The following is a 21,490-nucleotide window of genomic DNA, read 5'->3' on the forward strand; positions in this document are numbered from 1 at the left end:
TCATTGACAATTGGCGAAGACCCAGGCGCTCGGCCTCCGCTCCCGGTTGATTCGCTCCCTGGTGGTCGATCCCACCGAATGCGCCAGTCGCGTCGCCCTAGACGATAGCGGATGCGCCGCAGGCCGCTCGTCCCGCTACTTGGTCCGGCTCACACCGGGCCAGAGCCGGTCGACCTCGGCGTTCAGGATGGCCCCGATGAGCACGGCCAGGGCGGTGATGTACAGCCACAGCAGCAGCGCGATCGGGGCGGCCAGGGAGCCGTAGACGGACACGGGCGAGAACCAGGCCGCCAGCACCGCCCGCAGCACGGCGGCGCACACGATCCACAGGAACAGGGCCAGGATCGCGCCGGGCAGCTCCCGGTACCACTTCGTCCGCACCGGCACGCTGACGTGGTAGAGCACGGTGAGGAACAGCACCGAGCCGATGATCACGACCGGCCAGTAGAGGACGTCGATGAGGATGCCGTACTCGCCGGGGAGGGCGTCCTTGAGCAGGGTGGGGCCGATGACGAGGATCGGCATGACGATGATGCCGATGATCAGGCCGACGACGTAGAGGCCGAACGACAGGAGCCGGGTGCGGATGATGCCGCGCTCCTCCCCCAGCCCGTACGCGACCGAGATGAGGTCGACGTAGACATAGAGCGCCCGCGAGCCCGACCACAGCGACAGCAGGAAACCGAGGGAGATGATCGAGACCTTGTTGGCGTCGTCCCTGAGCACGTCGGTGATGAGCGGACTGATCACCTTCTTGACGGCCTCGTCGGTGAACAGCAGCCCGGCCTGATCGATCACCCAGGTCTTGACCTCGGTGACGACGCCGCCGCCGAGCCAGGTGCCGAGCTTGCCCAGCACGCCGATCAGGCCCAGCACGAACGGCGGCAGCGACAGCAGCGCGAAGAACGCGGCCTCGCCGGCCAGGCCGGTGACCCGGTAGTCGACACCGGCGTTCGTGGCCGCGCGCACGATCGCCCACGACTTGGTGTCGAGCACCCAGTTCAGCCTGGCCCGGGCGTTCGAGGCGAGCCGCCTCCTGGACCGGGAAGGCGCATTGGTGGACGTCATGGCACCCAACGGTATTTCGCAGTGACTCTCCGGGACAGCTTACGTCCCGGCACCTGCCCTAGTCGTTGTCCACGATGCGCGCGCCCAGCGGAAGGAGGGAGACGGGGATGAGCTTGAGGTTCGCGATGCCGAGGGGGATGCCGATGATGGAGATGAACAGCGGGATCGAGGTGATCACGTGCCCGATCGCCAGCCAGATGCCCGCGACCACGCACCAGATGATGTTGCCGATGAGGGAGAAGACGCCGGCGTCCGGGTCGCGCACGACCGTCCGGCCGAACGGCCACAGAGCGTAGGCGGCGATCCTGAACGAGGCGATCCCGAACGGGATGGTGACGATGAGGACGCAGCAGATGATCCCGGCCACGGCGTAGCCGATCGCCAGCCAGATTCCGGCGAACACGAGCCAGATGACGTTCAGAATGGTCCGCATGCTCACAGGATGTCACCGGCCGTGCCGCCGACGTCATCCGGTACGACCCTGAACTTACCCTGACCGCGGCGGCCGTCCCTTCCCCGGCGGCCCGGCGAACGCCTGCGCGATCTCCATCCAGGCGCGGGCGGGCTCCCCTGTCGCCTCCAGGGCCGTGTCCGACAGGTGGACGCGCTGGGTGACGAGCAGGCAGAAGTCGAGCATCGGGCCGCGTACGACGGCGGAGGCGTCCGCGGGGCCGGCGGTCCACGGGTCGCCGGCGGGGGTCGTGAGCTCGACGCGTACGGGCTCGGCGGGCTCGGGCAGGCCGCGGGCGGCGAAGCTGTAGGGCAGGGCGCGGCAGCCGAGCAGGGCCACGTGCCGCAGCCGTTCGGTGGGCTCCCGGGTGACGCCGAGCGCGTCGGCCACGTCCTGGCCGTGGGCCCAGGTCTCCATCAGGCGCGCGGTGACGAAGGACGCGCCCGACATCGCCGGCCCGAACCAGGGCACCCGTACGCGGGCGCCGAGCGTGCCGAACGCCTCCAGCGAGCCGGCGCGGGCCGTGCGGAACCAGGCGTGCAGCTCTCCCGGCGGCATCGCGCGGCAGGCGGCGGCGAGGTCGTCCACCGAGCCGGCCCGCGCGGCCAGGGCCCGGAAGGCGGCCGGATCGGTGACCGACACCACGGCGGCGTCGTCGAACCAGGCCAGATGGCTCACCTGGTCGCGCACGGCCCATCCGTCGGCGGGCGTGGGCGTCTCCCAGTCGGCGGGTCGCAGGGGCGCCAGCAGCGCCTCCAGGGAATCGGTCTCGGCCCGGAGGTCGGCCAGCAGCCCGGCCATGAGGTCCACGCACGCCAGCCTAACCCGAACAACGTTCTAGGAGAATAATGCAGACGTGATCTGCGAGAGCTGCAAGGACAAGCGTCACGACGACTGCCGCGGCGGCTCCTGGTGCGACTGCCAGCACCAGAGCGAGGAGCGGCCGCAGGAGTCTGCGCTCGACTGGCCGCGCCAGGGTTAGGGTCCGGCGGAGTCCAGACTCTGGACCCCATCTTGGACATCCGGGATCTCCGGAGTATCTTCAGAGGTATGCCAGCGGACCCCATGCTCGTCGGTCGACGCCACGTCGACCTTCAGCGTGTCCGCAGTGCCATCTGTTGCGACGCCCGCTAACTCATCTTCTCCACCGCAGAGCGCGTCGCAACCACCTGAACCCCTGCACTCGACGACGAGGCAGGAGGAACGCTGCGCGCGCCCACAATTCGAAGGACGCGCAATGAGCACCCCTGCCAGCCGGCATCACAAGCGCCCGCGCGGCGAAGGCCAATGGGCCCTCGGTTACCGGGAGCCGCTGAACAAGAACGAAGAGAACAAGAAGAACGACGACGGCCTCAACGTCCGCCAGCGCATCATCGACGTCTACTCCAAGCGGGGCTTCGACTCGATCGACCCCGCCGACCTGCGCGGCCGCATGCGCTGGTACGGCCTGTACACCCAGCGCAAGCCCGGCATCGACGGCGGCAAGACCGCGATCCTGGAGCCGGAGGAGCTCGACGACCGCTACTTCATGCTCCGCGTGCGCATCGACGGCGGCCAGCTCGACCTGCGCCAGCTCCGCACGATCGCCGACATCGCCAACGAGTACGCCCGCGGCACGGCCGACCTGACCGACCGGCAGAACATCCAGCTCCACTGGATCGAGATCGAGTCGGTGCCCGACATCTGGGAGCGCCTGGAGGCCGTCGGCCTGTCCACCACCGAGGCGTGCGGCGACACCCCGCGCGTGATCCTGGGCTGCCCGCTGGCCGGGATCGACGCCGAGGAGGTGCTGGACGCCACCGACGACATCCACGCGATCAACCGGCAGTTCATCGGCAACCCCGAGTACTCCAACCTGCCGCGCAAGTTCAAGAGCGCGCTGAGCGGCTGCCCGGCCCACTGCACGGTGCACGAGATCAACGACGTGGCCTTCGTCGGCGTCGTCAACGAGCACGGCGAGGCGGGCTACGACCTGTGGGTCGGCGGCGGCCTGTCCACCAACCCGATGCTGGCCAAGCGCCTCGGCGTGTTCGTCAGCCCTGACCGCGTCGACGACGTCTACGCGGGCGTGATCGGCATCTTCCGCGACTACGGCTACCGGCGGCTGCGCCACAGGGCCCGGCTGAAGTTCCTGGTCAACGACTGGGGCGTGGAGAAGTTCCGCGAGGTGCTGGAGACCGAGTACGTCAAGGAGAGCCTGCCCGACGGCCCGGCGCCGGCCCTGCCGCGCGGCAGCCGCCGCGACCACGTGGGCGTCTACCCGCAGAAGGACGGCAACTTCTACGTCGGCTTCGCGCCCAAGGTGGGCCGCCTCGACGGCGACAAGCTCCACACGATCGCCGACATCGCCGAGCGGCACGGCTCGGGCCGGGTGCGCACCACCGTCGAGCAGAAGATGGTCGTCCTCGACGTCGCGCCGGACCGGGTCGAGTCCCTCGTGGCCGAGCTGGAGGCCAACGACCTCCAGGTCAACCCCTCCACCTTCCGCCGCCAGACGATGGCCTGCACCGGCATCGAGTACTGCAAGCTCGCCATCGTCGAGACCAAGGCCACCGCCGCGCACCTGATCGACGAGCTGGAGCGGCGGCTGCCCGACTTCGAGCAGCCGCTCACCATCAACGTCAACGGCTGCCCCAACTCCTGCGCCCGCATCCAGGTCGCCGACATCGGCCTGAAGGGCCAGCTCGTCGTGGACGAGAACGGCGAGCAGGTCGAGGGCTACCAGATCCACCTGGGCGGCTCGCTCGGCGTCGAGTCGGGCTTCGGCCGCAAGGTGCGCGGCCTGAAGACCACCGCCAAGGCCCTCCCCGACTACGTCGAGCGCGTGGTGGGCAACTACGACGCCCAGAAGAAGGAGGGCGAGACCTTCGCCAACTGGGTGCAGCGCGCGGACGAGGCGGACCTGAAATGACCACGCGAGCGGTTCCCTTCCACTGCCCGTACTGCGGCGACGAGGACCTGGAGCCCTACGAGGGGGACGGCGGCTGGTACTGCCGCGCCTGCGCCCGCGCCTTCAAGCTGAAGTTTCTCGGAATCGGAGTGAAGATATGACGCTGGTCGACATCGAAGTCGGTTTAAGAGATCAGCGCGGCACGCTCGACCTGCAGGACATCGTCGAGTCCGCCGCCACGTTCCTTGAGGGCGCCCCGGCCCGGGAGATCATCCGGTGGGCCGCGGCGACGTTCGGCGACCGGTTGTGCCTGACGTCCTCCATGAGCGACGCGTTGCTCATCGATCTGGTGAGCCGCGTGAAACCCGGCGTGGACGTGCTGTTCATCGACACCGGTTACCACTTCGCCGAGACCATCGGCACGCGTGACGCGGTGCGGCAGGTCTATGACGTCAACGTGATCGACATCAAGCCGTCCAGGACGGTCCAGGAGCAGGATCGCGACCTCGGGCCGCGCCTGTTCGGCCGCAACCCGGACCTGTGCTGCTACCTGCGCAAGGTGGAGCCCCTGAACCGGGCGCTGGAGCCGTACCTGGCGTGGATCTCCGGCATCCGCCGGGACGAGTCGTCCAGCCGTACGGACACCAGGGTCGTCGAGTGGGACGCCAAGCGCCAGATGGTGAAGGTCAACCCGATCGCCGCCTGGACGCAGGAGGACGTCGACAACTACATCGCCGACAACGGGGTGCTGATCAACCCGTTGCACTACGACAACTACCCCTCGATCGGCTGCGCGCCGTGCACGCGCCAGGTGGCCGAGGGCGAGGACCCGCGCAGCGGCCGCTGGGCGGGGCTGGGGAAGGTCGAATGCGGCATTCACCTGTGATCCCCGGAAGGGGCCGCGTCCCGTTGGCAGGCGGGCCGGCCCCCGGGCGCGTGCCACTGGTGGCGGTGGCGCACGGGTCGCGTGACCCGCGGGCCGCCGCCACCGTGGCCGCGCTGCTGGACCGCGTGCGCCTGGCGCGTCCCGACGTGCCGGTGCGGGTGGCCTACCTCGACCACTGCGCCCCCACGCTGGGGCAGGCGCTCGACGGGCTGGGCGAGGCCGTGGTGCTGCCGCTGCTGCTCACCGAGGCCTACCACAGCCGGGTCGACCTGCCCGCCGCGCTCAACGAGGCCCGCGCACGCGACCCGCGCCTGCGGGTGCGCTACGGCACGACGCTCGGGCCGCACCCGCTGCTGCTGCCGGCGCTGGAGCGGCGGCTGTCGGAGGCGGGCGTCCCGGCCGGCGACCCCGACACGGCGGTGGTGCTGGTCTCGGCCGGTTCGAGCGACGCCAGGGCCAACGAGGTGGTCGCCGGCATGGCCCGCGCCTGGCGGCGCGCCGGCTGGTGGACGGTGACCGCGGCCTACGCCTCGGCCGCCGGGCCGACCCCCGAGGAGGCCGTCGCGCGGCTTCGGGCCGCGGGCGCGCCGCGCGTGGCCGTCGCCCCCTACCTGCTGGCTCCCGGCTTCTTCGCCGACCGCATCCGCCGGGTCACCGCCCCGGCCGTCTGCGCCGACGTGCTCGGCCCTGCGCCCGAGCTGGTGGACGTGCTGCTCGAACGGTACGAGGCGGCCCTGCTCGACCGCGTCCCGGTGGCCGGCTGAGCGCTCAGCACCGAGCCGTGATCTCGCCGCTCCTCGGATCGACCCGGATCACGTCGGCCCGGCACGAGCGGGTGCGGGCGTCCACCAGCGTCAGCCGCCACTCGGCGGCGTAGGACGCGGTCCTGGCCAGCAGCAGCTCGGCGCTCGCGGCGGTCATCGGGCCGGTTCCCACGTCGGCGGCCCGCACGACGGCGGCGCTCACCTCGTTCACGCCGTCGCGGGCCGTGGCGTCGCCGAACCAGCCGGGAGGCTGCCGGACCGTGGGCCCGCACGCGCCGGTGGCGGCCAGGTCGCCGTTGAGCCAGACCAGCCCGTAGCCGCCGGACGGGCAGGTGAGGGCGAAGGACAGCCTCTCGGCCTTCGCCCTGAAGGTGAACGTCTCCCGCCTGCCTCCCTGGGAGTAGCCGTGGAAGAGCGGCAGGCCAGGCTGGGCGCCGCCGGGCGACGGCTCAGCCAGGGCGCCGACCCACACGTCCCCGGAGGCGGAGGCGGCCTGGGGAACGGGCCGGGCGTCCACGGTGAGCACCGTGACGGCCGTGACCGCCAGGGCCGCCGCCGCCACCGAGCCCGCCGCCCGGCCCCGGCGCCACCGCAGGCGGCGGACGCGGGCGTCCACGTCGGCCAGCCGGATCCCGCCCGGGGGCGCTCCGGCGCTGTCGTGGTCGAGCAGGTCGCGCAGTCGCTGTTCTGTCATCGTCAGCTCCCGGTCTCCGCCGCGGCCCTGGCCGCGGGGTCCAGCCGCAGCTTGGCCAGCGCGCGGCTGGCCTGACTGCGTACGGTGGCCACCGAACAACCCACGATCCCGGCTATCGCCTCGTCGGGCAGGTCCTCGAAGTACCGCAGCACGACCACGGCCCGCTGCTTGGGCGGCAGCGCGGCCAGGGCGGCCCTGAGCGCGTCACGGGTGCCGATCCCGGCCGTCTCGTCCCGCTGCGGCTGGTCCGGGAGCTCGCCCGTGGCCACCTCGCCCCGCCAGCGCCGCCGCCACCAGGAGGCGTGCGTGTTGGCCAGGATGCGGTAGACGTAGGCGTCGGGGTCCGCGCCGACGCGCCGCCAGGCCAGCCAGGCCTTGGCCAGCGCGGTCTGCGTCAGGTCCTCCGCCATGGCCCAGTCGCGGCACAGCAGGTACGCCGTCCTGAGCAGGCGGGCCGAGCGCTGCTCGACGTAGCGCTCGAAGTCGGCACGATCCCGCATCGAGAGATCCTCACTGTCCGGTGATGTTCACCGATCAGTACGCCGAGGACCCCCGCGTACGTTGCACGGCCTCAGTAGCCCCGGTAGTCGCGGCGGCGTTCGCGGCGTTCGTGCTCCAGGGCGCGGTGCTCGTCGCGGATCTGCCGGCCGACCTCGCGGGCGTCGTCGCGCATCCGGCGGCCGATCTCGCGCCAGTCGTCGCCGTGCAGCGCCCGCCAGTGCTCCCGCCAGGCGGCCAGACCGCGCTTGAGCGGCTGGGCGCGGGAGTCGCCGAGCACCTTGACGTCGCCCATCACGGCGTAGGCGCGCACCCGGATCACCGGCACGTTCATCCCGGGGGCCGCCTCCAGCACGTCGACCCTCTTGTCGCCCATCACGGCGACGCCGTCGAGGTCCACGTTCACGCCGTCCGGCACGATGATCTTGACGTCGCCCATCACGGACACCGCCGTGACATCGACCACGTCCGTGCGCACCTCGGCCTCGCGCAGGTCGAGCAGCACGTCGCCCATGACGGCGACCGCGCCCAGCTCCTGGTCGATGCGCCAGGTGCCGCGCCGCTTGGTGTCGCCCATGATGCCGACGAACCAGCGCCGCTTGCCGCCCTGCCTGCCACCCTGGTGGGCCGGGGCGGGCACGGGGCCGGCGCCCATGGGGAGGTCCTGGGTGAGCAGCGCGAGCTCGGCGTGCGTGGTCGCGGTGTAGGCGGCCTCGGTACGGTCGGTCAGCTCGGCGAGCGTGAGCCGGCCCTCGACCGAGGCGACACGGAGCTGCTCCACGACGGCCTCGCGTTCGGCGTCCGACGCGCGCACCTCACCCGGATCTGTCATAGACGCAACATATCGCGTCTTGGACCGATCTGGACTCCTCCCTTGGGAGGAACATCCGTACACCCTTGGATGGGCACGCTCCCCGGCACCACCCCCCTGGCCGCTGCCGCGCGCGCCCGTCAGCGTGCTCCGGCGACCCCGGGCGGCGAAGACGCTAGGGTCCTGTCATGCATGAGGAACAGCTCTACCGCGCGGCGTTGAACGGCGAGACCGAGACCGTGGGCAAGCTGCTCACCGGGGGCGCCGACCCCAACAAGGCCAGCGAGGGCGAGGAGGCCGGGCTGCCGCTCTGCGCGGCCGCCGCCTGGGACCGCGTCGAGGTCGTCGAGGCGCTGCTCGCTGCCGGGGCCGCGGTCGACGGTCGCGAGGCCGGCGGCTGGACCGCCTTGCTGTGGGCCGCCGCCAACGGCCACGCCGCCACCGCCCGCGTGCTGATCGAGGCCGGGGCCGAGCTCGACGCCGCCAACGACGACGGCGACACGCCGCTGACGCTGGCGGCCAGGCGCGGGGCGCTGGGCGTGGTGCAGACGCTGCTGGAGGCGGGCGCCGACCACGAGAAGTTCGACGGCGACGGCGACAGCCCGCTCGACATCGCGGCCGACTGGGTGGGCGTGCACCTGGAGTCCGCGCTGCTCGACCAGATCGCCCAGGAGGGCTGGGAGTACGTCGTCGGCCGCCAGTACGCCAAGGACGGCACCGAGCTGGTCACCGTGGCCGGCCGCTCCCCCGACGGCTCGGAGACCGAGCAGGTGCAGGCCCAGCGCGGCCACGCCGCCATCGCGACCGTCCTGGAGGACGCGGCGGGCGTCTACACGCCGGCCGACCAGCTCGTCGCCAGGGCCGTCGCCCACCGCGACGTCGACGAGGACGCCGAGACCTGGTGGATCGTGGCCGACTCGCTGGGCCGGCGGGCCGACGACGAGACGTACGAGGCCCTGGCCCGGCTGTGCGTGAGCGAGGACGCGCGGGAGCGGGAGTTCGGGGTCGACGCGATCGCCCAGTTCGGCTTCGCCGACGGCGAGAAGCCCTATCTCGACCGCACTCTCGCGCTGCTGCAGAAGATGGTGACCACCGAGGGCAACCCGCAGGTGCTGCGCTCGGTGCTGGCCGCGCTCGGGCACCAGGGCGACCCGCGCGCGCTGCCCGCCGTGCTCGACATCATCGGCCGGCCGGGCCACAAACGCACGATGACGGACGCCATCGCGCTGGCCGACGTCCTGCCCGCCGACCACGAGGAGGGCCTGGCCCTGCTCATCGAGATGTCCCGGGACGAGGAGGCCGAGATCCGCGACTGGGCCACGGCCGGGCTGGCCGGGCTGTCGGCGGACACGCCCCGCATCCGGGAGGCGCTGGCCGACCGGCTGGGGGACGCCGACCTGCGCACGGTGGCCGAGGCGGCGCGGGGGCTCGCGACGCGCGGCGACGAGCGGGCCGAGCAGGGCGTCCGGCGGGTGCTGGAGGAGAGCGACGACGACTACGCCAGAGACCTCGTCACGGGGATCGGCGAGGAGTGACCCCGGCGCCCCCGGCGCCCCCGCCGTGCGGGGCCGCCGGGGGCGCGGGTTCTCGGCCGGGCCGCGGACCGCCTGCCCGCCCGGTCAGTCCGACAGGGCGGTGCGGAGCCGGGTGAGCACGGCGCGCAGGATGCGGGAGACGTGCATCTGCGAGATGCCGAACTCGGCGGCGATCTCCGACTGGGTCATGTTGCCGTAGAAGCGCATCAGCAGGATGTTGCGCTCGCGCGACGGCAGGGCGTCGATGAGCGGCTTGACGGCGTACTTGCCGAGCAGCGTGTCCAGCGAGTCGTCCTGGGAGGGCAGGAAGTCGCCGAGGTCGGCGCCGTCGTTGTCGCCGCCGACGGGGGCGTCCAGCGACAGGGCGCTGTAGGCGGTCGAGGCGTCCATGGTGAGCAGGACGTCCTCCTCCGTGATGTTCATGTGCGCGGCGAGCTCGGAGACGGTGGGCGAGTGGCCGAGCGTCTGGGTGAGGTCGGCTGTGGCCTTGTTGAGCTCCAGCCTGCGCTCCTGGTAGACGCGCGGCACCTTGACGGCCCACGTGCGGTCGCGGAAGTGCCGCTTGACCTCGCCGACCATCGTGATCATGGCGTAGCCGCGGAACTCGTGGCCGAGCTCGGGGTCGAAGCCGTTGATGGCCTTCATCAGGCCGACGTACGCGGCCTGGCGCAGGTCCTCCATCGGCTCGCGCTGGTGGCGGTAGCGACGGGTGACCTCGGTGACGAGGGAGTCGTACATGGTGACGACGCGCTCGCGGATGCGGGCCTTGTGCTCGTCCGAGGCTTCCGGCCTGTTCATCTCAGCCAGAAGCTGTTCGGCGGTCATTTCGTCGAGTGCGATTTCCAGGACGGCCATCTGAGTAGCTCCATATGCCCGATGGCGGCTCTGCCCATGGAAAAAGCCCAGGCAGAGGCACGCCACGTTTGAACGTGAGATGAAGCCCTCTGCTGGACTTCGGATCAAAGGATTCCCTATGGATCCCGATTTATCACCTTATATTAGGTAACAAATCGATCACAGCCTACCCGCTCACGGCCCCGACAGCGCGGGAGCCGTGGTCAGGACGTCGCGGGCCAGCGCGAGGTCGCCCGTCAGCTCGGCCGGGAAGGTGTCCGGCTCTCCCCTGCCGCCCAGCAGGAAGCAGAAGGCGACCACGTCGGCCGTCACGTGGGCGTCCGGCGTGCCCGGCGCGGTGTCGGAGACGCCGAGCGGGATCCGCCACTCGCCGCCGCCGGCGCCGGTCAGCGTGAGCAGGAGGGTGCGGCCGGAGCCGTCCAGGCCGGACAGCAGCATCGTCCAGGGCAGCAGGCGGGCGCACAGGTCGGCCGTCGGGCGGATGTGCTCGGGCACGGGGTCGGGCAGGCGGATCCCGGCCGTCGTGGCGGCGTCGGCGGTGTGCACCCACGTCTCCAGGCTCCTGGCCAGGACGTGGTCGCGCACGGCCGCCTCCATGCCGTCCACCGTGGCCGGCCGGGCCGGGTCGAGTCCGTCCAGGTGGCGGCAGAGGGCGTCGGCCTGGGCCCGCCAGTCGCGCCTGGTCTGCTCGGGGCTGCGGGCCCGCTCGTACGCCTGCACGTCGGCCGTGCGGCCGGCCCCGTCGGAGGCGGCCGGCGGAGGGCTGAGCACGGGCGCGCCGACGGAGGCGGCCAGCAGGCCGTCCTTGGCGGCCAGGTGGGCCACGAGCTCCTGCAACGTCCAGCCCTCGACGATGACGCGTGACCAGTCGTCGTCCACGGCCGAGGCCAGCAGCGCGTCCATGGCGGCGACGCGGCCCGCGTACGGCCGCGCCCAGCCGGCGGTCGGCGCCGCGGGGCGGCGGCGGGCCCTGGCGCCGGCCAGGAGCTGCGGGCGCAGGGAGCCGACCGGCACCGCCGGGTCCTCCATCAACGCGTCCAGAAAGAGGCGCTCGACAGGATCCATCAGCCTTCTTCCTCCGCCAGCGCGTCCGCCAGGCGCCGCAGCGCCAGCCGGATGCGCGACTTGGCCGTGCCCTCGGGCACGCCCAGCTCCTCACCCACCTGCCGATAGGTACGGCCGCCGTAGTAGGCCAGTTCGACCGGCCGGCGCAGCCCCTCGGGCAACGACGTCACCGCCTGCCGAACGCGCTCGGCCTCCTCGGCGGCCAGCACGGTGTCCTCCGGCCGCACGGGCTCGCGCTCGAACAGCTTCGGCCCGAGGACGGAGACCCGGCGGCGTTCCTCGGCCCGTACGTGGTCGACCCCGCGGCGGTGGGCGATCGTGGCGAGCCAGGCGCGCAGCGTGCCGCGCTCCGGGTCGTAGGCCAGCGGGCGCTCCCAGAACACCAGGAACACCTCCTGCGTGATGTCCTCGGCGATCACACGGTCCCTGGTGACCCGTAAGGAGAGCCCGAAGATCAGCGCGGACAGCCGATCGTAGACCTCCCCGAGCGCCGACTCGTCGCCGCCGACCACCCGCTGGTGCAGCAGGCGGTCGTCGTACGGTGCCTCCACTGGCACCACACTCCCGTGGTCCGGACCAAGACGGCGGGTGCGCCGCGACCCGAGCATGCCATTGTTCGCCGGAAATGTTGAGGCGGACGACCCCCCGCGGCGGCTCCTGAGGCCCACGATAGTGTCGAGAGGACGACGACAGGAGGGATCACCCGCCATGGCCACCACCCGCACCGCCACCACGCAGTGGAAGGGCGCCCTGCTCGACGGCTCGGGCACCGTCTCGCTCGACTCCTCGGGCGTGGGCACGTTCGACGTCTCCTGGCCCTCCAGGGCCGAGGCGGCGGGCGGCAAGACCTCGCCGGAGGAGCTCATCGCCGCCGCCCACTCCTCCTGCTTCGCCATGGCCCTGTCGCACGGCCTGGCCGGCGCGGGCACGCCGCCGGAGTCGCTGCGCACGAGCGCGGACGTGACATTCCAGCCGGGTGAGGGCATCACGGGCATCGTGCTCACCGTGCAGGGACAGGTTCCGGGCATCACGGCCGAGCAGTTCCAGGAGGCCGCCGCGACCGCCAAGGCGAACTGCCCGGTCAGCAAGGCGTTGGCGGGCACCACGATCACACTGAACGCCGAACTCCTCTAACGGGAGCGCTTTGGCGTGCGACAATCGGGTCACATGCGCGAGGTCTGGCCGGGCGAGCCCTATCCACTCGGCGGCACCTGGGACGGCGTCGGCACCAGCTTTGCCGTGTTCTCCGAGGTCGCCGAGCGGGTCGAGCTGTGCCTTTTTCACGATGACGACAGCGAGGAGCGGGTCCCGCTCCCGGAGGTCGACGGCTTCGTCTGGCACGGCTACCTGCCGGGGATCCAGCCGGGCCAGCGGTACGGCTACCGCGTCCACGGGCCGTACGAGCCGTCGCAGGGGCGTCGTTGCGACCCGTCCAAGCTGCTGCTCGACCCCTACGCCAAGGCCATCGACGGCGACCTGACCTGGAACGAGGCGCTGTTCCCCTACTACTTCACCGATCCGTCGGTGCGCAACAGGGAGGACAGCGCCCCGTACATGCCGAAGAACGTGGTGGTCAACCCGTTCTTCGAGTGGGGCAACGACCGGCCGCCGCGCATCCCGTACCACGAGACGGTGATCTACGAGGCGCACGTGCGGGGGCTGACCATGCGCCACCCGGGCGTGCCCCAGGAGCTGCGCGGCACGTACGCGGGGGTGGGGCATCCGGCGATCATCGAGCACCTGCTGTCCATCGGCGTGACGGCGGTCGAGCTCATGCCGGTGCACCACTACGTGCCCGAGCACTTCCTGGTGGCCCGGGGGCTGACCAACTACTGGGGCTACAACACGATGGCCTACCTGGCGCCCCACGGCCGCTACTCCGGCTCGGGCACGCGGGGCCAGCAGGTGCTGGAGTTCAAGGCCATGGTGCGGGCGCTGCACGAGGCGGGCATCGAGGTCATCCTCGACGTGGTCTACAACCACACGGCCGAGGGCGACCACATGGGCCCCACACTGGGCTTCCGGGGCATCGACAACGTCAACTACTACCGCCTGCACGACGGCGACCGGCGCTACTACCTCGACTACACCGGCTGCGGCAACTCGCTCAACGTGCGCTCGCCGCACGCGCTGCAGCTCATCATGGACTCGCTGCGCTACTGGGTGCTGGAGATGCACGTCGACGGCTTCCGCTTCGACCTGGCCTCGGCCCTGGCCAGGGAGCTGCACGACGTCGACCGGCTGAGCGCGTTCTTCGACCTCATCCAGCAGGACCCGGTGATCTCGCAGGTGAAGCTGATCGCCGAGCCCTGGGACGTGGGGCCGGGCGGCTACCAGGTCGGCAACTTCCCGCCGCTCTGGACGGAGTGGAACGGCAAATACCGCGACATCGTGCGCGATTTCTGGAGGGGCACGAACTCCGCCCTGCCCGAGTTCGCCTCCCGCCTGACCGGCTCGGCCGACCTCTACGAGTCCTCCGGCCGCCGCCCGGTGGCCTCGATCAACTTCGTCACCTGCCACGACGGCTTCACCCTGGCCGACCTGGTCTCGTACGACCACAAGCACAACGAGGCCAACGCCGAGGAGAACCGCGACGGCACCAACGACAACCGCTCCTGGAACTGCGGCGCCGAGGGGCCGGTGGAGGACCCGGACATCGTCGCGCTGCGCCGCCGCCAGCGCCGCAACTTCCTGACCACGCTGTTCCTGTCGCAGGGCGTGCCCATGCTCTCCCACGGCGACGAGATCGGCCGCACGCAGCGGGGCAACAACAACGCCTACTGCCAGGACAACGAGCTGGCCTGGATCGACTGGTCGATGCTGCACGCCGAGTCCGACCTGCTGGCGTTCGTCCGCACGCTGTCGAAGCTGCGCCGCGAGCACCCGGTCTTCCAGCGCCGCCGCTTCTTCCACGGCCGCCACCCCGACAACGGCAAACGCGACCTGGTCTGGCTGACCCCGGGCGGCAAGGAGATGACGGCCGGCGACTGGCACACCGGCTACGCCAAGTCGCTGATGGTCTACCTCAACGGCGAGGCCATCACCGAGCCGGGCCCCCGTGGCGAGCGGATCGTCGACGACTCCTTCCTCCTGCTCATCAACGCCCACCACGAGAACCTGTCGTTCACGCTGCCGGGGCCGGAGTTCGGGGCCGAGTGGCTGCCGGTGCTCGACACCGGTCACGACGTGGTGGAGGAGGCGTCCGGCGACGAGCGGTGGCGGGCGGGCGACCTGGTGGCGGTCACCGGCCGGTCGTTCCAGGTGTTGCGGCTGCCCAGGGAGCCCCGGACGCCGTAGCCGGCCGGGCCGCTAGAAGAGGCGGGCGATGCCGGCCGTGACGAGGAGCAGGGCGAACGTGGTCACCCCGGCCACGCCGTGCAGCACCACCGCGAGCACCGGGAAGCCGGTGGCCCGGCGCTGGTGACGTCCGCCGCCGAGCCAGCGGGTGAACATCGCGAAGCCGAGCAGCGCCGCCACGGTGAGCCCGCAGAAGGCGATCCAGGCCAGCGGCACGCTGCCGGTCAGCACGTACGCGACCCAGCAGGCCAGCGACGACACCGCGAGCGCCGGATGGGACAGCAGCAGCGTCACGGGGAAGCGGGTGACCTTGGCCTCCTGCCCGCGCAGGCCGCCGGCCGAGAGCCAGCGGTAGAGCAGGTACACCCCGATCAGTGCGGCGATCGCCCATGCGGCGGCGGTGACCAGGCCCACGTTCCCTCCCGGCAAGTCCCTTCCGTCACCGTATGCAGGCAAGGGGCCTTTCGTCCTTCGATTACCCAAAAGTGCTGTCGGCGGCCAAACCCCCGGGACGGATTGTCAGTGGGGTGTGCCAAGGTAGAGGAGTGCGGCGCATCTATCCCGACATTCAAGACAACCCGGACATCGAGCAGGCGTACGCCTACCCCGAGGGGCGGCCCTGGCTGCGGCTCAACATGGTGTCCAGCGCCGACGGCGCGGCCTGGCTGAAGGGGCGCTCGGGCGGGCTGTCGAGCAGGGGCGACAAGCGCATCTTCGGCGTCCTGCGCGGGATGTCCGACGTGATCGTCGCGGGGGCGGCGACCGTCCGCACCGAGGGCTACGGCCCGGTCAAGCCGCGCGCCTCCTGGTCGTCGATGCGGGCCGGGCGTCCGGAGGTGCCACCGATCGCGGTGATCACCCGCAGCCTCGACCTCGACCTCGACGGCGAGCTGTTCACCGACGCGACCAGCCCGACGATCGTGATCACCTGCGAGGCCGCGCCCGCCGAGCGGCGCAAACTGGCCGCCCAGCGGTCCGACCTGATCATCGCCGGCGACGACGGCGTCGACATGCGGCTGGCCGTGCGCGAGCTGCACGAGCGCGGCCTGACCCGCGTCCTGTGCGAGGGCGGCCCGCGCATCAACGCGCAGCTCTCGGCCGACGACCTCATCGACGAGTTGTGCCTGTCGGTGAGTCCCATGCTGGTCGCGGGCGGCGCGGCCCGCATACTGAACGGCGTGGCCGCGCAGGTCCCGCTTGACCTCCGCCAGGTCCTGGAAGAGGAGGGGGTCCTCTTCTGCAGATACACGAGGGAGCAGAGCCCATGACCGAGCAGCCCGTCGAAGAGCCGGTGCCCAACCTGCCGGTCCGGCCGCCCGTGCCGCCGATGCTGGCCAAGCCGGTCAAGGCCATGCCCAAACAGGACGGCACGCTGTTCTACGAGCCCAAGTGGGACGGCTTCCGCTGCATCGTGTTCCGCGACGGCGACGAGGTCTACCTCGGCAGCCGCAACGAGCGCCCGTTCACCCGCTACTTCCCCGAGCTGGTCGAGGCGGTCAAGGCCGAGCTGCCCGACAAGGTGGTCGTCGACGGCGAGATCGTGCTGCCCCGGGGGGCGCAGCTCGACTTCGACGCCCTCCAGCAGCGCATCCATCCGGCCGCCTCGCGGGTGAAGCTGCTCTCGGAGCAGACGCCGGCCCAGTTCGTCGCCTTCGACCTGCTGGCGGTGGGCGACGAGTCGCTGATGGAGGAGCCGTTCTCCGAGCGTCGGCGGCGGCTTGAGGAGCTGTTCCCGCACAAGGGCGGGTCCGTCCGGCTGACGCCGGTCACCACCGCCGACGAGCAGGCGCGCGAATGGTTCGAGACGTTCGAGGGGGCGGGGCTCGACGGCATCATCGTCAAGCCGGGCGACCAGCCCTACGTGCCCGACAAGCGCACGATGTTCAAGGTCAAGCACGAGCGCACGGCCGACGTGGTGATCTGCGGCTACCGCGAGCACAAGAGCGGGCCCATCGTCGGCTCACTCCTGCTCGGCCTGTACGGCGACGACGGCCGGCTCCACCACGTGGGCGTGGCGGCGTCGTTCCCCATGGCGCGCCGGGCCGAGCTGGTGGAGGAGCTCAGGCCGTACCTGGCGGAGCTGAGTGAGCACCCGTGGGGCCACTGGGCCGAGCAGTCCGCCGCCAACGCCGGGCAGCCGGCGGCGGGGCCCGCCACCGGCGGGCAGCGGGTGCCGGGCGCGGTGTCGCGGTGGAACGCCAAGAAGGACCTGTCGTTCATCCCGCTCAGGCCCGAGCTGGTGATCGAGGTGGCCTACGACCAGATGGAGGGCGACCGGTTCCGGCACACGGCGCACTTCCGGCGCTGGCGGCCCGACCGTACCCCGCAGTCGTGCACGTACGAACAGTTGGAACGGCCGGTCAGTTACGATCTCGATGACATCCTCGCCCGTTAGGGGGCAAAGCGGTCTAGTCTCTCCCGTATGACCACCGGTGATGAGCTCAAGGCGGCCGTGTCCGCGCGGCGCGACCTCGGCCCCGACTTCGAGGACGCGCTGGTGGAGTCGTTCCTCGACAAGGTGGGCCAGGAGGTCGATCGGCGCGTCGACCAGCGCCTGGCCGGCGCGGCTCCGCGCGCCAAGGCGCCCGCCAGGGGGTCGGACGGGCAGCGGCTGGCGCTGGCGATCGTCTCGCTCTCCCTGGGCACGCTGTCCACGATCGCGCTCGCGTTCGCGGGGGGCGGGCGGGCGTTGATGATGATCCCGATCTGGGTGGGGATCATCATCGTCAACGTGGTCTTCAACAGCTCCCGCGAGAAGTAGGCCCCCGGTCCGGGCGCCGCCGTCCGGCGAGGCGCCGGGGTCAGGTCAGCCAGATGAGGCCGGCGAATCGGCCGCCGGGCTGTTCGCGGCGGTGGGAGTAGAGCTCGGCGGACTCGATGGTGCAGCGCGCGTCGTGCCGCACGTCGGGCACGCCCGCCGCCCTGAGCTGGGACTCTATCCCGGCCCGCAGGTCGAGCGCCGGGGTCTCCCACGACGTCGTCGACCAGGTCGCCGGCACCTTCGAGGCGACCCGGTCGCGCAGCTCCGCGGGCACCTCGTAGCAGCGGCCGCACGCGCCCGGGCCGATCAGCGCGACCATCCTGCCGGGGCGGGCGCCCTTGGCGGCCATGGCCTCGACGAGGGCGGTGGCCACGCCCGCCTCGGTGCCCGGACGGCCGGAGTGCGCGGCGCCCACCATCCGCGCCTCGGGGTCGGCCACCAGCACGGCGGGGCAGTCGGCGCCCAGTGAGGCCAGCGCCAGGCGCGGCTCGGTGGTGAACACGCCGTCGAGCGGCGGCGGGTCGTCGCCGAAGGGCTCGCTCACGTACGCGACCTCGGCGCCGTGGACCTGGCGCATGTACACGACGGCGCGCACGCCCAGCTCGGCCGCCAGGGTCTCGCGGTTGGCCCGTACGGCCGCCGGGTCGTCGCCGACCATGCCGCCGAGGTTGCGCGAGCCGTACGGCGGGGCGCTGACCCCTCCGTGGCGGTCGGTGACGACGGCGTGCACTCCGGGGGCCAGCAGCATGCCCCCGATCCTAACCGCGACTCCCGGGCGAACAGGAGCCGGACCGCCAGGGACGGGCCAGGGGTCGTGGATCAGGGGGTTGCGGGGTTGGGGGAGGAGCCGGGGCCGCCCGGGGAGGAGCCGTGGAGGATGACGCCGGGCCGGCGGCCGAGTTCCAGATACATGCTCACCTCGTCGAAGCGCCATTCCCCCACCTCGACGACGTTCGGCAGCCGCCCCCACTCACGGAACCCGAGGCTCCCGTACAGGGCGATCGCGCCGTGGTTGTTGCCGCGCACGCGCAGTGTGAGCGTCTCGATGCCGGCGGCGCGGGCGTCGTCCGCGAGGCCGGACACGACCAGCCGGCCGAGACCGAGCCCGCGCGCCTCCGGGTGGGCCATGACCTTGCCGATCTCGCCGGAGTGCCGGAAGACGGCCTCCTGGCCGCGGCGCCAGACCCCCATGGCCTGGACCGTGCCGTCGACCGTGGCGAGGGCGAGGCGGCCCTCGCCGTTCGCCGCCGACGCGAGCGCGGCCCGCACCCAGGGGTCGGTCTCGTCCCGGGTGGGCGGCGCCAGGTAGCCGACGGCGCCACCCAGCTCGACGACGGCGTGCAGCACGCGGTGGACGGCGGCGAGCACGGGTTCGTCGGCGGTTTCCGGCCAGGTCAGCTCAATCTTCACGGAAGACCATTATGCCCCGAGCCATCCAGGACTGGCCCATCGCTGGCAAGCAAGCATATGCTTGGGCTCGTGCCTGAGTATCGCAATCTCATCGGCGGCGAGCTGGTCCCCGCGGACCGGACGATGGACACCGTCAACCCCGCCACCGGCGAGGCGTGGGCGAGCATCCCGGCCAGTGGCGCACGGGAGGCCGAGGCCGCGGTGGCGGCGGCGCGGGCGGCCTTCCCCTCCTGGTCGGCCATGCCCGCGCTGGGCCGGGCGCACTTCCTGCGCAAGGTGTCGGAGCTGTTCGGCCGGCACGCCGAGGAACTGGCCCGGCTGGAGACCCGCGACAACGGCCGTATCCTGCGCGACACGCTCAAGAAGGACCTGCCGGGCATGGCGTACCTGTGGCAGCTCGCCGCCGGGCAGTGCCTGGACGCGGTCAAGGGCGACACCGTCCTGCTCGGCCCCGACACGCTGGGGCTGACGCGGCGCGAGCCGTACGGGGTGGCGGTCTGCATCATCCCCTGGAACTCCCCCATTTCCACCTTCTCCGCCAAGGCCGCCTACGCCCTGGCCGCCGGGAACACGGTGATCGTCAAGCCCGCCGAGCAGGCGAGCGCGTCGGTGCTGCGGCTGGGTGAGCTGCTGGCCGAGGTGTTCCCGCCCGGCGTGCTGAACATCGTCAGCGGGCTCGGCGAGGAGGTCGGCGACGCGCTCGTCCGGCATCGGGACGTCGCCAAGGTCAGCCTCACCGGCTCCACGGCCACCGGCCAGGCCATCACCCGGGCCTCGGCGGACGCGCTGAAGCCGCTGACGTTCGAACTGGGCGGCAAGTCGCCCAACATCGTCTTCCCCGACGCCGACCTGGACGCCGCCGCACAGGGCGTCACGGTGAACTCGGTCTACACCGGCAACGCCGGGCAGGTGTGCGTGGCCGGCTCGCGCATCCTCGTCCACCGGTCGATCTGGGACGACCTGCTCGGGCGGATCAGGCACATCTGCGCCGGGCTGGTCCTGGACGACCCCCTCGACCTGGCCACGTCCATGGGCCCGATCGTGTCGGCCGGGCAGTTCGAGCGGGTGCGGTCGTACCTGGAGACGGCCGAGAAGGAGGGGGCCGAGCTGGTCTTCGGCGGACGGTCGGGGGCCGAGGTGGTGCCCGGCCTGCCGGGCGGCTACTGGGTGGCGCCCACGCTCTACACGACCGAGGACAACGGCCTGCGCATCTGCCAGGAGGAGATCTTCGGGCCGGTGGCGGTGGCCATCCCGTTCGACGGCGACGAGCAGGCGCTGGAGATCGCCAACGACTCGCCGTACGGGCTGGCGGCCGGGGTGTGGACGCGGGACCTCGGGCGGGCGCACCGGTTCGTACGGGATCTGCAGAGCGGGACCGTGTGGGTGAACACCTACCGCCAGATGCCTCCGGGCCTGCCGTTCGGCGGCGTGAAGGACAGCGGGTACGGCCACGACTCGGTCCTGGAGTACACCCGCGAAAAGGCGGCCATCATCCAGATTTAGTTAGATAGATTCCCTCCATGAGCGAGGGGATCAACGACCAGTCCGAGCTGACCGAGCTGACCGAGGCAGCCGCCCAGTCGCGCGCGTCAGTGTTGCGCAGCCGAGCCGAATCGTACATCGCGCTGTCGCGGCACGAGGCCGCTATCGCCGATCTGACCGAGTCGATAGCGCTGGTCCCGGACAACGCCCGCGCCTGGCGGCTGCGCGGTGAGAGCCATCGGGTCATCGAGCGGTACGAGGCCGCCCTGGCGGACTTCGACGAGTCGTTGAGACTGGAGCCCGACAGCGCGTACGCGTTGGGCTCGCGCGGCCAGGCGTACGCGGCGCTCGGCCGGCTGGAGGAGGCGATGGAGGACTTCGACCACGCCCTCACCCTCGCCCCCGAGTCCCTGTGGATCCTGGAGGCCAAGGCCGACGCCCTGGTGGACATGGACCGGCTGGCCGAGGCCCTGGACGAGCACGCCAAGATCATCGCGTTGAACGAGGAGCTGGCGTACTCGTGGGTGGCGCGCGGCGACCTGTACCAGCGCATGCACCTCTACAGCGAGGCCATCGACGACTACACCAGGGCTCTGGCGGCCGACCCCGACCACGTACGGGCGCTCAGCCGGCGCGGCGAGGCGCTACGCATGATCGACCGGTACCAGGAGGCGCTGGCCGACCTGAACCGCGCGGTCGAGCTGGACCCCGACAACGACCGGGCGTACGGCAGCCGGGGCGCGGTGCTGAGCGAGATGGGCGACAACGAGGCCGCGCTGCGCGACCTGGACCGGGCCGTCGAGCTGGACCCCGAGTACATCTGGGCCTACCGGGTGCGCGGCGAGATCTTCCAGGAGATGGAACGCCACGAGGAGGCGGTGACCGACTTCACGCTGGCCCTGCGCCTGGAGTTCGGGGACGACTAGGCCGACGCGAGGGGCGGGCCGCCCCGAAGGACGACCCGCCGTCTCACGAACGCGCCTCACAAGGCGCGCCTCACAGAACGCGTCTCAGAGGCGCGTC

Annotated in this window: 26 protein-coding genes; 14 read left to right on the forward strand and 12 right to left on the reverse strand. The window is 71.7% G+C overall.

Going from position 1 to position 21,490, the window contains the following annotated elements:
* Nucleotides 1-135: 135 nt before the first annotated feature.
* The 3 genes from AB0J97_RS18360 to AB0J97_RS18370 are packed head-to-tail and all read right to left on the reverse strand — an operon-like array spanning nucleotide 136 to nucleotide 2,320.
* The gene (locus AB0J97_RS18360; protein WP_364089912.1) at nucleotides 136-1,068 is read right to left on the reverse strand and encodes a YihY/virulence factor BrkB family protein; all 933 of its coding nucleotides are present in this window, start codon (nucleotides 1,066-1,068) and stop codon (nucleotides 136-138) included.
* A 58-nt stretch (nucleotides 1,069-1,126) separates the two neighbouring features.
* Nucleotides 1,127-1,501 carry a YccF domain-containing protein gene (locus AB0J97_RS18365; RefSeq protein WP_357698154.1) on the reverse strand — a complete coding sequence of 125 codons (375 nt, stop codon included), beginning with the start codon at nucleotides 1,499-1,501 and terminating at the stop codon, nucleotides 1,127-1,129.
* 54 nt (nucleotides 1,502-1,555) lie between these two features.
* Nucleotides 1,556-2,320, reverse strand: coding sequence for a TIGR03084 family metal-binding protein (locus AB0J97_RS18370; RefSeq protein WP_364090297.1), 765 nt, complete (start codon nucleotides 2,318-2,320; stop codon nucleotides 1,556-1,558).
* A gap of 55 nt (nucleotides 2,321-2,375) precedes the next feature.
* Between AB0J97_RS18370 and AB0J97_RS18375 the strand changes: the two genes are divergently transcribed.
* From AB0J97_RS18375 to AB0J97_RS18400, 6 genes are all read left to right on the forward strand, one after another.
* Complete coding sequence (locus AB0J97_RS18375) at nucleotides 2,376-2,501, forward strand: hypothetical protein (RefSeq protein ID WP_260478325.1); 126 nt, start codon at nucleotides 2,376-2,378, stop codon at nucleotides 2,499-2,501.
* Between the two features lie 68 nt (nucleotides 2,502-2,569).
* A complete protein-coding gene (locus tag AB0J97_RS18380) occupies nucleotides 2,570-2,653 on the forward strand; it encodes a putative leader peptide (RefSeq protein ID WP_311132608.1) in 84 nt (27 codons plus the stop codon).
* Between the two features lie 103 nt (nucleotides 2,654-2,756).
* Nucleotides 2,757-4,430, forward strand: coding sequence for a nitrite/sulfite reductase (locus AB0J97_RS18385; protein ID WP_364089916.1), 1,674 nt, complete (start codon nucleotides 2,757-2,759; stop codon nucleotides 4,428-4,430).
* Complete coding sequence (locus AB0J97_RS18390) at nucleotides 4,427-4,570, forward strand: Insertion element protein (RefSeq protein ID WP_103955276.1); 144 nt, start codon at nucleotides 4,427-4,429, stop codon at nucleotides 4,568-4,570. Before AB0J97_RS18385 ends, AB0J97_RS18390 begins: the two co-directional genes overlap by 4 nt.
* Nucleotides 4,567-5,295, forward strand: coding sequence for a phosphoadenylyl-sulfate reductase (locus tag AB0J97_RS18395; RefSeq protein ID WP_352328173.1), 729 nt, complete (start codon nucleotides 4,567-4,569; stop codon nucleotides 5,293-5,295). Before AB0J97_RS18390 ends, AB0J97_RS18395 begins: the two co-directional genes overlap by 4 nt.
* A 23-nt stretch (nucleotides 5,296-5,318) precedes the next feature.
* A complete protein-coding gene (locus AB0J97_RS18400; protein ID WP_364089921.1) occupies nucleotides 5,319-6,059 on the forward strand; it encodes a sirohydrochlorin chelatase in 741 nt (246 codons plus the stop codon).
* A 4-nt stretch (nucleotides 6,060-6,063) separates the two neighbouring features.
* On the opposite strand, the gene AB0J97_RS18405 is transcribed toward AB0J97_RS18400, so the two are convergent.
* From AB0J97_RS18405 to AB0J97_RS18415, 3 genes are all read right to left on the reverse strand, one after another.
* Nucleotides 6,064-6,753, reverse strand: coding sequence for a hypothetical protein (locus AB0J97_RS18405; RefSeq protein WP_364089924.1), 690 nt, complete (start codon nucleotides 6,751-6,753; stop codon nucleotides 6,064-6,066).
* Between the two features lie 2 nt (nucleotides 6,754-6,755).
* Entirely contained in the window at nucleotides 6,756-7,253 is a 498-nt protein-coding gene (locus tag AB0J97_RS18410; RefSeq protein ID WP_364089927.1) for a SigE family RNA polymerase sigma factor, read from the reverse strand.
* A 71-nt stretch (nucleotides 7,254-7,324) separates the two neighbouring features.
* Nucleotides 7,325-8,083: a DUF1707 domain-containing protein gene (locus AB0J97_RS18415; RefSeq protein WP_364089930.1), complete on the reverse strand. Its 759-nt coding sequence runs from the start codon at nucleotides 8,081-8,083 to the stop codon at nucleotides 7,325-7,327.
* Between the two features lie 167 nt (nucleotides 8,084-8,250).
* Between AB0J97_RS18415 and AB0J97_RS18420 the strand changes: the two genes are divergently transcribed.
* On the forward strand, nucleotides 8,251-9,597 hold the full coding sequence (locus AB0J97_RS18420) for an ankyrin repeat domain-containing protein (protein WP_357698143.1): 1,347 nt from the start codon (nucleotides 8,251-8,253) through the stop codon (nucleotides 9,595-9,597).
* A gap of 84 nt (nucleotides 9,598-9,681) precedes the next feature.
* Here the strand turns inward: AB0J97_RS18420 and AB0J97_RS18425 are convergent, their stop codons facing one another.
* The 3 genes from AB0J97_RS18425 to AB0J97_RS18435 form a co-directional block, all read right to left on the reverse strand.
* Complete coding sequence (locus tag AB0J97_RS18425) at nucleotides 9,682-10,452, reverse strand: SigB/SigF/SigG family RNA polymerase sigma factor (protein WP_364089934.1); 771 nt, start codon at nucleotides 10,450-10,452, stop codon at nucleotides 9,682-9,684.
* Between the two features lie 174 nt (nucleotides 10,453-10,626).
* Nucleotides 10,627-11,517 carry a maleylpyruvate isomerase family mycothiol-dependent enzyme gene (locus AB0J97_RS18430; protein ID WP_364089937.1) on the reverse strand — a complete coding sequence of 297 codons (891 nt, stop codon included), beginning with the start codon at nucleotides 11,515-11,517 and terminating at the stop codon, nucleotides 10,627-10,629.
* Entirely contained in the window at nucleotides 11,517-12,068 is a 552-nt protein-coding gene (locus tag AB0J97_RS18435; protein WP_364089940.1) for a sigma-70 family RNA polymerase sigma factor, read from the reverse strand. The genes AB0J97_RS18430 and AB0J97_RS18435 overlap by 1 nt, the downstream gene beginning before the upstream one ends.
* 157 nt (nucleotides 12,069-12,225) lie before the next feature.
* On the opposite strand from AB0J97_RS18435, the gene AB0J97_RS18440 reads away from it, so the two are divergent.
* On the forward strand, nucleotides 12,226-12,651 hold the full coding sequence (locus tag AB0J97_RS18440; protein WP_357698135.1) for an OsmC family protein: 426 nt from the start codon (nucleotides 12,226-12,228) through the stop codon (nucleotides 12,649-12,651).
* Between the two features lie 33 nt (nucleotides 12,652-12,684).
* The gene (gene glgX, locus AB0J97_RS18445) at nucleotides 12,685-14,814 is read left to right on the forward strand and encodes a glycogen debranching protein GlgX (RefSeq protein ID WP_357698133.1); all 2,130 of its coding nucleotides are present in this window, start codon (nucleotides 12,685-12,687) and stop codon (nucleotides 14,812-14,814) included.
* A gap of 12 nt (nucleotides 14,815-14,826) precedes the next feature.
* On the opposite strand, the gene AB0J97_RS18450 is transcribed toward glgX, so the two are convergent.
* Nucleotides 14,827-15,228: a hypothetical protein gene (locus AB0J97_RS18450; protein ID WP_364089944.1), complete on the reverse strand. Its 402-nt coding sequence runs from the start codon at nucleotides 15,226-15,228 to the stop codon at nucleotides 14,827-14,829.
* 131 nt (nucleotides 15,229-15,359) lie between these two features.
* Between AB0J97_RS18450 and AB0J97_RS18455 the strand changes: the two genes are divergently transcribed.
* The 3 genes from AB0J97_RS18455 to AB0J97_RS18465 are packed head-to-tail and all read left to right on the forward strand — an operon-like array spanning nucleotide 15,360 to nucleotide 17,575.
* On the forward strand, nucleotides 15,360-16,082 hold the full coding sequence (locus tag AB0J97_RS18455) for a pyrimidine reductase family protein (RefSeq protein ID WP_357698129.1): 723 nt from the start codon (nucleotides 15,360-15,362) through the stop codon (nucleotides 16,080-16,082).
* Nucleotides 16,079-17,209 carry an ATP-dependent DNA ligase gene (locus tag AB0J97_RS18460; RefSeq protein ID WP_364089947.1) on the forward strand — a complete coding sequence of 377 codons (1,131 nt, stop codon included), beginning with the start codon at nucleotides 16,079-16,081 and terminating at the stop codon, nucleotides 17,207-17,209. The genes AB0J97_RS18455 and AB0J97_RS18460 overlap by 4 nt, the downstream gene beginning before the upstream one ends.
* Nucleotides 17,210-17,236: 27 nt before the next feature.
* Nucleotides 17,237-17,575, forward strand: coding sequence for a hypothetical protein (locus AB0J97_RS18465; RefSeq protein ID WP_357698125.1), 339 nt, complete (start codon nucleotides 17,237-17,239; stop codon nucleotides 17,573-17,575).
* A gap of 40 nt (nucleotides 17,576-17,615) precedes the next feature.
* On the opposite strand, the gene pgeF is transcribed toward AB0J97_RS18465, so the two are convergent.
* Both pgeF and AB0J97_RS18475 read right to left on the reverse strand, forming a co-directional pair.
* On the reverse strand, nucleotides 17,616-18,323 hold the full coding sequence (gene pgeF / locus AB0J97_RS18470) for a peptidoglycan editing factor PgeF (RefSeq protein ID WP_357698123.1): 708 nt from the start codon (nucleotides 18,321-18,323) through the stop codon (nucleotides 17,616-17,618).
* A 71-nt stretch (nucleotides 18,324-18,394) separates the two neighbouring features.
* A complete protein-coding gene (locus tag AB0J97_RS18475; RefSeq protein WP_364089951.1) occupies nucleotides 18,395-18,985 on the reverse strand; it encodes a GNAT family N-acetyltransferase in 591 nt (196 codons plus the stop codon).
* A 69-nt stretch (nucleotides 18,986-19,054) separates the two neighbouring features.
* Between AB0J97_RS18475 and AB0J97_RS18480 the strand changes: the two genes are divergently transcribed.
* A complete protein-coding gene (locus AB0J97_RS18480; RefSeq protein ID WP_364089954.1) occupies nucleotides 19,055-20,488 on the forward strand; it encodes an aldehyde dehydrogenase family protein in 1,434 nt (477 codons plus the stop codon).
* A 17-nt stretch (nucleotides 20,489-20,505) separates the two neighbouring features.
* A complete protein-coding gene (locus AB0J97_RS18485) occupies nucleotides 20,506-21,393 on the forward strand; it encodes a tetratricopeptide repeat protein (RefSeq protein WP_364089957.1) in 888 nt (295 codons plus the stop codon).
* Nucleotides 21,394-21,490 lie beyond the last annotated feature (97 nt).

It is taken from the genome of Nonomuraea sp. NPDC049607 (assembly GCF_040675375.1).
Classification (GTDB): domain Bacteria; phylum Actinomycetota; class Actinomycetes; order Streptosporangiales; family Streptosporangiaceae; genus Nonomuraea.

What these genes read in the sequence shown, in the direction of transcription:
- AB0J97_RS18360 (WP_364089912.1), bottom strand. Translation starts at nt 1,068, where the DNA reads ATGACGTCCACCAATGCGCCTTCCCGGTCCAGGAGGCGGCTCGCCTCG.
- AB0J97_RS18365 (WP_357698154.1), bottom strand. Translation starts at nt 1,501, where the DNA reads ATGCGGACCATTCTGAACGTCATCTGGCTCGTGTTCGCCGGAATCTGG.
- AB0J97_RS18370 (WP_364090297.1), bottom strand. Translation starts at nt 2,320, where the DNA reads ATGGCCGGGCTGCTGGCCGACCTCCGGGCCGAGACCGATTCCCTGGAG.
- AB0J97_RS18380 (WP_311132608.1), top strand. Translation starts at nt 2,570, where the DNA reads ATGCCAGCGGACCCCATGCTCGTCGGTCGACGCCACGTCGACCTTCAG.
- AB0J97_RS18385 (WP_364089916.1), top strand. Translation starts at nt 2,757, where the DNA reads ATGAGCACCCCTGCCAGCCGGCATCACAAGCGCCCGCGCGGCGAAGGC.
- AB0J97_RS18390 (WP_103955276.1), top strand. Translation starts at nt 4,427, where the DNA reads ATGACCACGCGAGCGGTTCCCTTCCACTGCCCGTACTGCGGCGACGAG.
- AB0J97_RS18395 (WP_352328173.1), top strand. Translation starts at nt 4,567, where the DNA reads ATGACGCTGGTCGACATCGAAGTCGGTTTAAGAGATCAGCGCGGCACG.
- AB0J97_RS18405 (WP_364089924.1), bottom strand. Translation starts at nt 6,753, where the DNA reads ATGACAGAACAGCGACTGCGCGACCTGCTCGACCACGACAGCGCCGGA.
- AB0J97_RS18410 (WP_364089927.1), bottom strand. Translation starts at nt 7,253, where the DNA reads ATGCGGGATCGTGCCGACTTCGAGCGCTACGTCGAGCAGCGCTCGGCC.
- AB0J97_RS18415 (WP_364089930.1), bottom strand. Translation starts at nt 8,083, where the DNA reads ATGACAGATCCGGGTGAGGTGCGCGCGTCGGACGCCGAACGCGAGGCC.
- AB0J97_RS18420 (WP_357698143.1), top strand. Translation starts at nt 8,251, where the DNA reads ATGCATGAGGAACAGCTCTACCGCGCGGCGTTGAACGGCGAGACCGAG.
- AB0J97_RS18425 (WP_364089934.1), bottom strand. Translation starts at nt 10,452, where the DNA reads ATGGCCGTCCTGGAAATCGCACTCGACGAAATGACCGCCGAACAGCTT.
- AB0J97_RS18430 (WP_364089937.1), bottom strand. Translation starts at nt 11,517, where the DNA reads ATGGATCCTGTCGAGCGCCTCTTTCTGGACGCGTTGATGGAGGACCCG.
- AB0J97_RS18440 (WP_357698135.1), top strand. Translation starts at nt 12,226, where the DNA reads ATGGCCACCACCCGCACCGCCACCACGCAGTGGAAGGGCGCCCTGCTC.
- glgX (WP_357698133.1), top strand. Translation starts at nt 12,685, where the DNA reads ATGCGCGAGGTCTGGCCGGGCGAGCCCTATCCACTCGGCGGCACCTGG.
- AB0J97_RS18460 (WP_364089947.1), top strand. Translation starts at nt 16,079, where the DNA reads ATGACCGAGCAGCCCGTCGAAGAGCCGGTGCCCAACCTGCCGGTCCGG.
- AB0J97_RS18465 (WP_357698125.1), top strand. Translation starts at nt 17,237, where the DNA reads ATGACCACCGGTGATGAGCTCAAGGCGGCCGTGTCCGCGCGGCGCGAC.
- pgeF (WP_357698123.1), bottom strand. Translation starts at nt 18,323, where the DNA reads ATGCTGCTGGCCCCCGGAGTGCACGCCGTCGTCACCGACCGCCACGGA.
- AB0J97_RS18485 (WP_364089957.1), top strand. Translation starts at nt 20,506, where the DNA reads ATGAGCGAGGGGATCAACGACCAGTCCGAGCTGACCGAGCTGACCGAG.